We start from the raw sequence: 12,328 nt of genomic DNA, 5'->3' as shown, positions 1-12,328 counted from the left end.
TATTTATTTTGCAGAAAAATCAATCGCAAGACGGGCAAAGGCCACCTTGTTTGTTTCGATTGTTACTGTTAGTTTACGTGTTTTAATTTGTGCTTCTACAGTTATGGCTTCTTCATTGTAATCCGTTAAATAACCATAAAATTCTTTTAAATCTTTTACAGGTTCATATGTTTTAACATACACATATTTGCCTACTGCTTTTTCAAAGTCTGTAGCCTTTTTTAAAGGACGCTCCGCTCCTGGTGAAGATACCTCTAAATAATAATTAGGCTCAATGGGGTCTTTTTCATCTAGTACAACACTTAAGCGTTCACTCACTTGTGCACATTGGTCAATATCAATACCACCTTCAGGAGTATCGATATACACACGTAAAAAGTAAGTGCGCCCCTCTTTGACGAATTCGACATCGACTAGCTCTAATTGTAATTCCTCTACAATAGGTAGCGCTAGTTGTTCTACAACGGATGCGATTTGACTCATCTATTATCCTCCTGACATGTTATAAATCGACATAACAACACAAAAGAGCGGGGAAAACCCCACTCTTTTGTTGCGCATGTATCAACAAATATTAAATTAACATTATCATAATTGGCCCTATTTTGCAACTTGACTAAAATAATGATAATTGATTAGCATCAGGCATGCCTTCTAAACAACCTAGCTGATCCATATATTCAATAATTGTCTTTGATACGCGACCGCGTTGCTGCAAATCTTCTTTTGACAAAAACTCGCCATCTTTACGTGCTTCAACAATTACTTTAGCTACGTTTGTACCTAAACCTGGAATCGCATCAAATGGCGGTATTAATGTATTACCTTCAATAATAAATTCGCTTGCTTGTGAGCGATACAAGTCTACTGTTTGGAAGCTCATACCTCGCTCACACATCTCAAGAGATAATTCTAGTACAGTTAATAAGTTTTTTTCCTTAGTCGAAGCATCTAAACCTTTTTGTTCAATCTCATCAATTTTAGTGCGAATCATAGCAGGCCCTTGCACCATTGCTAATAAATCAAAGTCTGCTGCACGTACTGTAAAATAAGCCGCATAATATAAAATTGGGAAATGCACTTTAAACCAAGCGATGCGTACTGCCATTAGCACATATGCAGCAGCATGGGCTTTAGGGAACATATATTTAATTTTTTTACATGAATCAATATACCATTCGGGCACTTTATTTTCGCGCATGGCTTCTTCAAACTCGTCTGTTAAGCCACGCCCTTTACGTACAAATTCCATAATATTAAACGCTAATGATGGCTCTAAACCTTGGTAAATTAAATACACCATAATATCATCACGACAACCAATTACCTCACTTAATACACAAGTACCATCTTCAATTAATGTTTGTGCATTGCCAAGCCATACGTCCGTACCATGCGATAAACCTGAAATTTGTACTAACTCTGAAAATGTAGATGGTTTTGTACTCTCCAACATTTGGCGCACAAAACGTGTACCAAACTCTGGAATACCCAATGTCCCTGTTTTACAATTAATTTGCTCTGCTGTTACACCTAATGTATCTGGTGAACTAAAAATACGCATTACTTCTGGGTCATCTGTTGGAATTGTTTTTGGATCAATGCCAGATAAGTCTTGTAACATACGAATAACAGTAGGATCATCGTGTCCTAGTATATCCAATTTTAAAATGTTATCATGTATCGAATGGAAGTCAAAATGTGTTGTTTTCCATTCTGCATCTTGAGCATCTGCTGGGAATTGCACAGGTGAAAAATCAAAAATATCCATATAATCTGGCACGACAATAATACCTCCTGGATGTTGACCAGTGGTGCGTTTTACACCTGTACAACCTTGTACAAGGCGCTCTACTTCTGCACCCCTATAATGAAGCCCATGGTCATTTGCATAGCCTTTAACATAGCCATAAGCTGTTTTTTCAGCTACTGTACCAATCGTGCCCGCTCGAAATACATAATCCTCACCAAATAATACTTTTGTATAATTATGTGCCTGTGGCTGATATTCGCCTGAAAAATTGAGATCAATATCTGGCACTTTATCTCCTTTAAATCCTAAGAAAGTTTCAAACGGAATATCTTGACCGTCTTTTTTGTAAGGCGTTCCGCATTTTTCACAATCTTTATTTGGTAAATCATACCCCGAACTCACACTACCATCTGTAAAGAAATAAGAATGCTTACAAGATGGACAGATATAATGAGGTGGTAAGGGATTAACTTCTGTAATCTCCATAAAGGTAGCTACTAACGATGAACCTACTGACCCTCGTGAACCTACTAAATAGCCATCTGCTAGAGACTTCTTAACAAGTTTTGCCGAAATTAAATAAATTACACCAAACCCATGCCCTAAAATAGACTTTAATTCCTTATCGATTCGTGCTTGAACAATTTCTGGTAATGCTTCACCATAAATAGACTTCGCCATCTCATAAGTTAAACTAGTCACTTCCTCATCAGAGCCTTCAATCTTTGGTGTGTATAAATCATCTTTGATTGGCTTTACATCACCAATTAATGCTGCCACTTGGTGTGTATTGGTCACGACAACCTCTTGTGCTAATTCTGGGCCTAAAAAATCAAATGCTGCTAACATTTCATCTGTCGTACGGAAATGAACCTCTGGTAATCCTTGACGATTTAACATATTTGCATTGCCTTGTGAGCCTACTAAAATTTGACGGTATTTAGCATCCACTTCATGAATATAATGCACATTACCTGTAGCTACGACAGGTTTACCCATTTTTTTACCTAACTTTACTAACTTACGTAATACGTCCTCAACTGCCCAACGATCACGCAATATCTCTCGCCGTACAAGATGATCATATACAACAGGTGGATGTACTTCGATATAGTCATAAAACTGAGCAATTTTCTCAGCTTCATCCATTGATTTTTGCATCATAGCTTCAAATAATTCACCTTTATCACAACCCGAGCCAATAAGAATACCTTCCCGGTACTCCTCAACCGTAGAACGTAATAATCGTGGTATACGATAAAACGTTTGAGTATGTGAGATGGATACTAACTTAAATAGATTTTTTAAACCTTCTGCATTTTGTGCTAATAACGTACAGTGAGTAGGTCTTGCTCTTTTATAGGCATCTGCACCGCCAGCATGTGCGTTAAATTCATCATGTTGGGTAATGTCTTTCTTCTTCATCGCTTCGTTTAATAAATGTAAAAATAAATGACCAGTTGCTTCTGTATCATAGATCGCTCTATGATGTTGAGTCAGCTCAATATTAAATTTCTTACATAATGTATTCAGCCTATGGTTTTTCATCGTTGGATAGAGCATTCTTGCTAATTCAAGTGTATCAATCGTAGGGTGCTGTGTATCCGCAATTTCGTATTCACGATATGCTGCATATAAGAAGCCCATATCAAACGCTGCATTATGTGCAACGACAATAGCGTCGCCAATAAAGGCATGGAACTCTGTTATGACATCTTTAATCTCTGGTGCGTTGCGAACCATGGCATCTGTAATGCCTGTTAAATCTGTAATCATGGCACTAATTGGTTCATGTGGATTACAAAAACGCTCAAAGCGGCCAATCTCTTCACCGTCTTTATACTTAACCGCTGCTAATTCAATAATTTTATTATACGTAGAGGAAAGACCTGTTGTTTCCACGTCAAATACTACATATGTGGCGTCTTCTAAGTTTTGTGACGTAGGATGATAGGCAATTTGCACGCCGTCATCCACTAAATTAGCCTCCATACCATAAATGACTTTAATGTTATTTTTCTTACCAGCAGCATACGCATCAGGGAAAGCTTGTACAACTGCATGGTCTGTAATAGCAATCGCCTGATGTCCCCATTTGGCTGCTTGTGTGACAAGTTGCCCCACATCTGCCACAGCATCCATTTGGCTCATTTTACTGTGTGCATGTAATTCTATGCGCTTTTGTCCATCAGGTGCTTGGTCTTTACGCATTTGCTTATTCACTTCAACTAAATTACGCATCATAATCGTTAACTCTTGAGAAAAGCTATCTGTTTGTGCAGGCCCCTCAAAACGTACCCACATACCCTTTTTTAACCGGGCCAATTGAGCTTCATCCGCTGGACCATCTGTAAATTTTTTCACTGTGAATGAATCTGTATAATCTGTGATTTTGAGTTGATAGATTTTTTTATCATTGCGTAACTCTCTTACATCGATAGCAAATATTGTACCTTCTAAAGTCACCCAACGCTCATCCTCTAGAATACTTGCCATTTCTACAGGCTCGCCTTTTATAGGTTTACCAATAACGATAGGACCTGCTGGCTCGTCTACTGCTTCTCCTGTTTGCTCTCTCTCTGCCATTTGTTTATGAATGCGCTCTGCTGTTTCTAATTCTACCTTACGTTTATGTTCCTCTAATGCTTGTTGCTCAGCTTCTACTTTCGCAATGTCTTCTTGCTTATCACTCACCTTAAATACAAATTGAGCCATAGGGAAACCAAAATTACGCATACTATCATTTAGTCTGTCTACATACGTGTTTTGCAACATCTTCATTTCTGCTTCTTCTAAACAGAGCAATGTTAACTTGTTATTTTCAAGTTGCGGTAATTGTGATAATAAACGTGTAGACATAAATGGTGTGACGTCTGCTGTATACTCTACAATAGATGGCCAATAGGCTTGCACCTTTTTCTCATCTAGTACAGTAACTTTCGTTTGTACGGTAAAAACAACATGCGCAATATGTGAAAACTGCTCGTGTAAACGAATACGTAACAAATCATACATAGCAAATGGTAATACATCTGTTAATGTGAAGGTAAATTTCCATAGTCTTGTTTTTTTATGCACGGTTAATCGCGTTAATTCCCCACCTTCAAAAAAGGTAGCATGTGCATCTTCTGTTAAATTTAATTGTTGTAATAATACTTGTAAACGCGACTTTGCTGCTTCATTATTTTCCATTTACAATACCTCCCTAGCAATAGAAATGAGGAATGGCGCTAGCGCGCTATTCCTCATCGTCCGATACCGTTACTACATGCCTTTAATTCCGAAACATTTCTGTCAATTTGTCAATTAATTCTTCTTTTTGCCAATCATACGTTTCACCTGTCGTACGAACTTTAACTTCTACAATGCCTTCAGCTGCCTTCTTACCAATCGTTACACGAACAGGTAAGCCAATCAAATCTGCATCTGTAAATTTAACACCTGCACGTTCATCACGATCATCGATTAATACTTCAAAGTGGTAAGATTTTAATAAGCCATACATATCTTCGGCTAGCCCTAACTGCACTTCGTCTTGTATATTAACTGGAATCAAGTGAACGTGAAAAGGCGCGAGATGTTTAGGCCAAGTAAAGCCACCATCATCATGATATTGTTCAGCTAATGCTGCTACTAAACGAGAAATACCCATACCGTAACAACCCATTTGGAGTGCGGTTTGTTGTCCTTCTTCATTAGTAATAATAGCAGCCAGCTGCTCACTATAAACCGTACCTAGCTTAAAAATATGCCCAACTTCAATACCTCTACCAAATTTTACCGTCGTCGCACCATCTGGACTAACTTCACCTTCTTGTATATACCTAATATCACCAGATATATTAATGGCAAAATCTCTTTCTGGATTTACGAATTGATAGTGATAACCTGATTCATTGGCACCTGCTACAGCATTACGCATAGCAAGTACAGCATGGTCAGCCACTACTCTAATATCAAGTGGTAATTTAATTGGGCCCACATAACCGACCTCACACCCTAAAACTTCTGCTACCACTTGTTCATCAGCTAATGCTACTGTATGTGCTTGTAGCAATACCTTCACTTTAGCCAAACTAACATCGTGATCGCCGCGCACTAATGTTACCACAATATCACCATCGACTAACAACACAAGCGTTTTAATACATAATTTTTTTGGCATATCAAACCATTCGCTTATTGCTTCAATCGTGCGTTGTTGTGGTGTAGCAACTAGTGTCAACTCTCGCATAGGTTCTTCTGACGTTTCATACACGGTATTCACTTCAGCTAATGAGAGCGTAGCCGCATATGTGCCATGAGGTGTATAGGCAAAAACATTTTCTCCATTTGGGGATACTACTATAAATTCATGTGTGTCCTTCCCGCCAATGAGATCCGACTCCGCTATTACAGCGTGATATTGCAAGCCTAGACGCGTAAAAATAGACGCATACGCATTAAACATTTCATTATACATATCATCTAAGCTAGCTTTTGTATCATGAAATGAATAGGCGTCTTTCATAATAAATTCTCGTGCACGTAATAACCCATGACGGGGTCTATTTTCATCTCTAAATTTTGTTTGGATTTGATACATCATTAATGGTAAGCGTTTATATGTGTTGATTTCATCGCGCACTAGGGATGTTATACATTCTTCTTGCGCAGCAGCTAACATGTATTTACGCTCATGCTGGTCTTGTAATGTAAATACTTCTTTGTTGTTTGTATGCTGCCTACCTGAAGTCTGCCATAACTCTACTGGTTGCATAATAGGTAATATTGTTTCTACTGCATTCAATTTTTCAAGCTCTTCCCGAATGATTTTTTCAATCTTTCGTATAACACGTGTGGCAAGAGGTAAGTAAGAATAAATACCGCTTGCCATTTGACGAATAAAACCTGCGCGCAACAAATGTTGATGTGATCGTAATTCTGCATCTGCAGGTATTTCGCGTAACGTGGGAATAAAGATTTGACTTTGTTTCATGCATATCCACCTTTTATTTCTTTATAGTTTAAAAGAAGAAACGTTGAATATCATTCCATGTAACAGCAATCATTAATAATAAAAGTAACATAATGCCTACAAAATGCACCATGCCTTCTTTACGACGATCTACTGGTTTGCCACGTACGGCCTCAATCATAATGAAAATTAAGCGACCACCATCTAAAGCAGGTATTGGTAGTAAATTCATAATCCCTAAATTCACACTTAACATACCTGCAAAGCTAATCAAGTTAGCTAAGCCATTTGAAGCAACCATGTCTGTTACTTTATAAATTCCAACAGGACCAGATAAATCATCAATAGAAAACTGCCCTGTCACCATCTTACCTAACATTTTAAAGATAAGCGTTGCCCAGTACCATGTTTGTTCACCGCCATCTTTAATTGATTGGATGACACCATGTTCCATAGCACCGCCGTATGTTACGCCAATAACCCCTTTACGAAACTCTTCCTTACCTTGTTTCATAACACTTTCTTGTACTTTCATCGTAAAGGTCATGGGCTTATTATCACGAATAACGTCCATCTGGATCTCTTTATTAGCACTTTCTTGAATCATGCCAACCATTTGATCCCAAGCTGTAATTTTTTTGCCATCAATAGCGGTCACAACATCACCCTTTTGTAAGCCTACTTCTTGTGCTACACCATCGGATGTTGTATCGCCTAATATAGGTTCGTTTTTAGAGACGCCCATAAATAACGCACCTGCTGTAAAAATAAAGAAGGCTAAAATGAAGTTAAACAACGGACCCCCAAAAATGGTAGCAAAGCGATGTCCCACTGATTTGGATTCAAATTGACGATCAAATGGCGCAATGACATTTTCCTGCCCATTCTCAACTACAACAGCTGTGCGTGCCACTTGATAGCGTACAAACTGCTCTTCTTCATCATACCCTTCAATCCAAAGGTCATGAATCAAATCTGCCTTCTCTACTTCCATAAAGACGATATCTGACAACTGTTTATCATTTTGATTTAAAATGACTTTCGTTACAATATCTTCATCATTTAACTGTAAAGCGACGCGATAACCTGGCACTAATTCCACTGTATCCATCTCTGCACCTGCATAACGCACATAACCACCAAGTGGCAATAAGCGAATGGTATACAATGTCTCACCTTTTTGGATACCTAATAACTTTGGACCAAATCCAATCGCAAACTCACGTACTAAGATCCCTGCACGTTTAGCAAAGACAAAGTGCCCTAACTCATGGAAAAATACGAGTGACCCAAAAATTATAATGAATGCAATCGCTGTTTGCATAAAATCCCACCTTTAATTTAAACTTGATTAACCTTTTGTTATTTTATCATGTCTGTCACTTGTTTTCTCGTTTCACTATCTACATGTAAGATTGTTTCTAAATCAGGTTGTCGAATAGTTTGATGTTCATGCATAACGCGTTCAATCACTTCATCAATGTCAAGGAAGCCAATTTTATCCTGCAAAAAGGCTGCTACAGCTGCTTCATTAGCTGCATTCATCGCTGTTAAAATGGTACCTCCTTCTCTACCTGCATCAAATGCTAATTGCAACGCTTTATAACGCTTAAAGTCCATTTTCTCAAAATGCAATGTACCAATATCAGCCAAGCTCAAACGCTGGCTATTTTGTAATGGTATTCTTTCTGGATACGTTAGTGCATATTGAATTGGCGCACGCATATCTGGTGTGCCTAATTGTGCAATGACACTCGTATCTTCATATTCAACAAGTGAATGGATAATACTTTCTCGGTGTAATAACACATCAATTTGATCGTATGGCATATCAAATAAAACATGTGCTTCAATAACTTCTAAGCCTTTATTCATCATAGTAGCTGAATCAATGGTAATTTTAGCACCCATTGACCAGTTAGGGTGATTTAATGCATCCTTTACTGTCACATGCTTTAACTCTGCACGCGTGCGGTCTCTAAAACTGCCACCAGAAGCTGTAATAATTAAGCGTGAAATGTTTTTGGGATTTTCACCATTCATAGATTGAAATAATGCGGAATGTTCACTGTCTACAGGCAAAATCGGTGCATTGTATTTCTTAGCTTCAGCCATCACTAAATGGCCCGCTGTTACAAGTGTTTCTTTATTTGCAATTGCGATCGTTTTACTCATGCGAATAGCTGCCAATGTAGGCGCTAATCCAACACTTCCTAACACAGCATTGACTAAAATAGTCGTCTCAGGATGTGTAGCAACATCTATTAAACCTTGTGCACCATGTACAAAGCTAATGGTAGGATACGCTTTTGCAAGCTGCAAAGCATCTTGCTCATCTTGTACTGAAACTAATTCTGGTTGTAAGGCGTCAATAATTTTACGCGTTTGTTCTAAATTTTTACCTGATGAAAATGCTTGCAATTGGAACATTTCTTTATTTGCTTGTATCACATCAATCGTTTGTAGACCGATAGACCCTGTAGCCCCTAGTAAACTAATTTTCTTCATTCTGCTATTCCCTTCTTCATCCTACAATATGTAGAAAATGTAATAATGGTAAGACAAATAATAAACTATCAAAACGATCTAAAATACCACCATGCCCTGGCAATAGTGTACCCGAGTCTTTTACATCATAGTGACGTTTGATAGCTGATTCAACTAAGTCACCTAATTGGCCAAATATCGACGCGATGATCGTTACACCTACTAAAGCAAACCATGTATGTGTAATTGGCTGTATCAATTGCATGCCAATAGCAAAAATCACAGCTATGCCAATCCCACCCACAAAACCTTCAATTGTTTTATTCGGCGAAATTTCTGGCCATAATTTATTTTTACCTAACTTACGCCCTACAAAATAAGCACCCGAATCCGTTGTCCAAACAATCAATAACGCAAAGACAATATACTCTAAGCCTGCGATTCTTGTTTCGATTAAATAGTGGAAGCCTAACCCTACATAAAAAGCGCTAATTAAAATAAAGCCAACTTCGTCAAAAGTAAATGTATTTTTAATAAGTACCGTATACACTAGTAATAAAATCACCACTAAAAAGATAATTTCAATCTTTCCTAAAGTTAACCATTCTTTAATGTTTAACTCCCATTGTTCAGGCATAACAATTGCTGCTAAAGCAAACAACCCCAATACACCTGGTACTGAGGCTAGTGAAATGTGCTTCATACGTAATATCTCAAAAAAACCTACACCCGCCATTGCGAATACGAGTGCAGCAAACGGCCAATTACCATATACAACAAATGGAATAAAGAATGCTGCTGCAATAACTGCCGTTATAATTCGTTGTTTCAATTTGTTTCTTCTCCTTTCAAGCCACCATATCGACGATTTCTCTTTTGGTAGCCTTGCACTGCATCTAAAAATGCATCTTCTTCAAAGTCTGGCCATAAAATATCAGTGAACCAAAACTCTGTATAAGCTAATTGCCATAGCATGAAGTTGCTAAGACGCACTTCGCCACTAGTACGAATTAATAAGTCTGGCTCAGGTAAATGCGATGTCATCATATGTTGTGACAGACAAACTTCATCCACATCTTGTATGCATAAGTCACCTTGTTGTACTTTTTGCATAACAGCTTTCATCGCTCTTACCATCTCATCACGACTGCCATAATTCAACGCAAAGTTCAGGATAAGACCTGTATTGTGTTTTGTGCGTTCCATCGCCTCAAACAGGGCTCCTTGAGTATGTTTAGGTAAGACGTCAGGCTCACCAATCATCTCTACACGCACATTTCGTTCAATTAACTCAGGTAAAAACGTATCTAGAAAATCAACTGGCAATCGCATAAGAAAATCGACTTCTTCTTTTGGTCTTTTCCAGTTCTCTGTTGAAAATGCATACACAGTAAGCACTTCTACACCAATATCCGATGCACACCTTGTAATTTTCTTAACGTTCTTCATTCCTTCACGGTGACCAGCGATGCGCGGTAGTGCTCGCTTTTTTGCCCAACGACCATTGCCGTCCATAATAATCGCAATATGAGAAGGAACTGATTCGCGCTTTACTTGTTCTTTGCGCGCCTCAATTGGTTGCGCGATATTAACTTGCTTATTTAAAAAATTTTTAAACATACTTCTTCCTCCACTACAATTAATCGGACGTTTACTACCTTATCATAACAAAAAAGGCGCCTCTTTGCGCCCTTTTATTTCATAAAAAAAGCGTCCTATTTTTTACTAGGACGCTCTTTCGTACAAAAAGTTTAGTTTATACTTCTAAAATTTCTGCTTCTTTATCTTTAGCAATTTCATCAACTTTTGCAATATAGCTATCTGTTAATTTTTGAACGTCATCACTTAAGCTATGCAATTCATCTTCTGTAATTTCGCTTGCTTTTTCTTGTTTCTTTAAATCATCGTTAGCATCACGTCGTACATTGCGTACTGCTACTTTAGCTGTCTCTGCTTCTTTACCTACTAATTTCACAAGTTCTTTACGGCGCTCTTCTGTTAATGCTGGAATCATAATACGAATAACAGAACCGTCATTTGTTGGTGTAATTCCTAAATCTGAGCGTAAAATGGCTTTTTCAATTTCACCTAAAACAGATTTATCATACGGTTGAATAACTAATAAACGTGCCTCAGGAACAGAAATACCTGCCATTTGGTTTAATGGTGTCGGTGCCCCGTAATACTCTACCTGAATGCGGTCTAAAAGTGATGCATTCGCACGTCCTGCACGAATAGATGCCAGTTCGCGTGTATAAGCGCTAATTGATTTTTCCATTTTATCTTTTGCTTGAGCTAAAACTTCGTTTGACATTATACATTCCTCCTAACAACTGTTCCAATTTTTTCACCAAGTACAGCACGTTTAATGTTTCCGTTCTCTGTAATAGAGAATACAATTAATGGAATATCATTATCCATGCAAAGTGTTGAAGCTGTTGAATCCATTACTTGTAATCCTTGCTGAATTACGTCTAAGTAAGAGAGTGTGTCATATTTGATAGCGTCTTCGTCGACTTTAGGGTCTGCAGAATAAACACCGTCTACATTATTTTTCGCCATAAGAATAGCGTCTGCATCAATCTCCGCTGCACGCAATGCAGCTGTTGTATCCGTTGAGAAGAATGGATTACCTGTACCTGCCGCAAAGATTACAACACGTTTTTTCTCTAAATGGCGCACTGCTTTACGACGAATATAAGGCTCTGCTACTTGTGTCATAACAATTGACGATTGTACACGTGTTTCAATACCTAACTTTTCAAGTGCATCTTGTAATGCTAATGAATTCATTACAGTAGCTAGCATGCCCATATAATCAGCTGCTGCGCGGTCCATGCCCATTTCACTGCCGATTTTACCACGCCAAATGTTGCCACCGCCAACTACTACAGCAACTTCTACATCTAAGTCTACTACTTCCTTCACTTCTTCTGCAACAGACTTAATAATGGCTGGTGACAAACCAAAACCTGCTTCACCAGCTAATGCCTCACCGCTTAATTTAATGACTACTCGTTTATATTGTGGCACACTCATTGCTTAAACCTCCATCAGACTTTTGTATATGTATCACACACATACTTCTCGTTTTTTTCCAAAAAACAGGGAACACTATATGAAACGTGTTC

General features: G+C 38.1%; 9 protein-coding genes. All 9 read right to left on the bottom strand.

The window, feature by feature from the left end; genetic code table 11:
• Window positions 1-3: 3 nt before the first annotated feature.
• Window positions 4-483, bottom strand: coding sequence for a ribosome maturation factor RimP (rimP, locus tag IEW44_RS07780; RefSeq protein ID WP_188614482.1), 480 nt, complete (start codon window positions 481-483; stop codon window positions 4-6).
• A 133-nt stretch (window positions 484-616) separates the two neighbouring features.
• A complete protein-coding gene (locus IEW44_RS07775) occupies window positions 617-4,945 on the bottom strand; it encodes a PolC-type DNA polymerase III (RefSeq protein WP_188614481.1) in 4,329 nt (1,442 codons plus the stop codon).
• Between the two features lie 82 nt (window positions 4,946-5,027).
• On the bottom strand, window positions 5,028-6,731 hold the full coding sequence (locus tag IEW44_RS07770; protein ID WP_188614480.1) for a proline--tRNA ligase: 1,704 nt from the start codon (window positions 6,729-6,731) through the stop codon (window positions 5,028-5,030).
• Between the two features lie 28 nt (window positions 6,732-6,759).
• On the bottom strand, window positions 6,760-8,034 hold the full coding sequence (gene rseP, locus IEW44_RS07765; RefSeq protein WP_188614479.1) for an RIP metalloprotease RseP: 1,275 nt from the start codon (window positions 8,032-8,034) through the stop codon (window positions 6,760-6,762).
• A gap of 38 nt (window positions 8,035-8,072) precedes the next feature.
• Entirely contained in the window at window positions 8,073-9,218 is a 1,146-nt protein-coding gene (locus tag IEW44_RS07760) for a 1-deoxy-D-xylulose-5-phosphate reductoisomerase (RefSeq protein WP_188614478.1), read from the bottom strand.
• A gap of 16 nt (window positions 9,219-9,234) precedes the next feature.
• The gene (locus tag IEW44_RS07755) at window positions 9,235-10,029 is read right to left on the bottom strand and encodes a phosphatidate cytidylyltransferase (protein WP_188614477.1); all 795 of its coding nucleotides are present in this window, start codon (window positions 10,027-10,029) and stop codon (window positions 9,235-9,237) included.
• Window positions 10,026-10,817, bottom strand: a complete 792-nt coding sequence (gene uppS / locus IEW44_RS07750; protein WP_188614476.1) for an undecaprenyl pyrophosphate synthase — start codon at window positions 10,815-10,817, stop codon at window positions 10,026-10,028. Before uppS ends, IEW44_RS07755 begins: the two co-directional genes overlap by 4 nt.
• Before the next feature lie 136 nt (window positions 10,818-10,953).
• A complete protein-coding gene (gene frr / locus IEW44_RS07745) occupies window positions 10,954-11,511 on the bottom strand; it encodes a ribosome recycling factor (RefSeq protein ID WP_188614475.1) in 558 nt (185 codons plus the stop codon).
• On the bottom strand, window positions 11,511-12,236 hold the full coding sequence (pyrH, locus tag IEW44_RS07740; RefSeq protein WP_188614474.1) for a UMP kinase: 726 nt from the start codon (window positions 12,234-12,236) through the stop codon (window positions 11,511-11,513). Before pyrH ends, frr begins: the two co-directional genes overlap by 1 nt.
• Window positions 12,237-12,328 lie beyond the last annotated feature (92 nt).

This window comes from Lysinibacillus alkalisoli, assembly GCF_014643595.1.
Classification (GTDB): domain Bacteria; phylum Bacillota; class Bacilli; order Bacillales_A; family Planococcaceae; genus Metalysinibacillus; species Metalysinibacillus alkalisoli.
Note: the sequence above shows the minus strand (reverse complement) of the source record. Positions and strands in the feature narration are given on the sequence as shown.